A 976-nucleotide genomic window follows, 5' to 3' on the forward strand; every position below is an offset into this window, starting at 1 on the left:
GTCAGCATCGACGCTGCAGCGGCAGCGCCAGGTACACCTGGAAGGTCAACACGTAGGAGCCGATCATCGCCGCCGCGAAGCGCAGGAACGGCCGGTTGCCGGCGACAACCCGCCAGTCCTGCAGGAACGACTTCTGCTGCGGCGCTGGGTCGACACCGCGTTGCGGCAACGCCAACAGCTGCGCCACGGTCAGCACAGCGAACACGGCCGCCGCTGCCGCCGCGGTGACCTGAAAGTCGACGGCCACCAGGACCAGTCCGACCAGCGGGCCCAACAGGATCCCGGCCTGGTAGAAGAGGTTGAACATGGCGAAGGCCTCCACGCGGCGATCCCCGGCATCAGCGGCCAGATACGCCCGCACCGCCGGATTGAACAAGGCGCCGGCGAAACCGGTTGCCGCCGCGGCGATGAGCACAGCCGGCAACGACTGGGCCACCACTAGCAGCGCGAAACCACCCGTGCGCAGCAGACATCCAGCCACGATCAACGGCTTGTAGCCCAGCCGGTCGGCCAGCGTGCCGCCCACGATGAACATGCCCTGCTGGGAGAAATTCCGCACGCCCAGCACCAATCCGACGGCCCAGGCGGCCAGCCCCAGCGGGCCGGCCAGGTACCCCGCCAGATAAGGCATCAGCATGTAGAAGCCCATGTTGATGCCGAACTGGTTGATCATCAGTACCCGGCTGGGCCCGTCGAACCCGCGAAACCGCGCGATAAAGCCCTTCATCGCGACACCAGTGCGGGGTTGGTGACGGCGGTGGTTCTAGTCCACGAGGTCACCACTTGCTGACCGGGGTCGGTGATGGTCACCGGCTCGGCGACCGGTTGCCAGTCCAACAGCTGGTGCTCGCGGCAGTAGTCGTCGTTGTAGATGGTGTCGAAGTAGCGTTGCGGCCCGTCGGGGAAGACCGCGGCGATCCGGGTGTCTTTGGGATAGGTGCGGGCGGCCCAGCCGGCGACCAGGGCGACGGCTCCG

General features: G+C 67.2%; 2 pseudogenes. Both read right to left on the bottom strand.

The features are described 5' to 3' along the window. Nucleotides 1-13: 13 nt before the first annotated feature. A pseudogene (locus HMPREF0591_RS29935) lies at nt 14-727 on the bottom strand (MFS transporter); the annotation flags it as partial. Continuing rightward, nucleotides 724-976 (bottom strand): annotated as a pseudogene (locus tag HMPREF0591_RS29940) (pyridoxal-5'-phosphate-dependent protein subunit beta); the annotation flags it as partial. The pseudogenes HMPREF0591_RS29940 and HMPREF0591_RS29935, both read right to left, overlap by 4 nt.

The sequence above is a fragment of the Mycobacterium parascrofulaceum ATCC BAA-614 genome, from assembly GCF_000164135.1.
Taxonomy (GTDB): Bacteria; Actinomycetota; Actinomycetes; order Mycobacteriales; family Mycobacteriaceae; genus Mycobacterium; species Mycobacterium parascrofulaceum.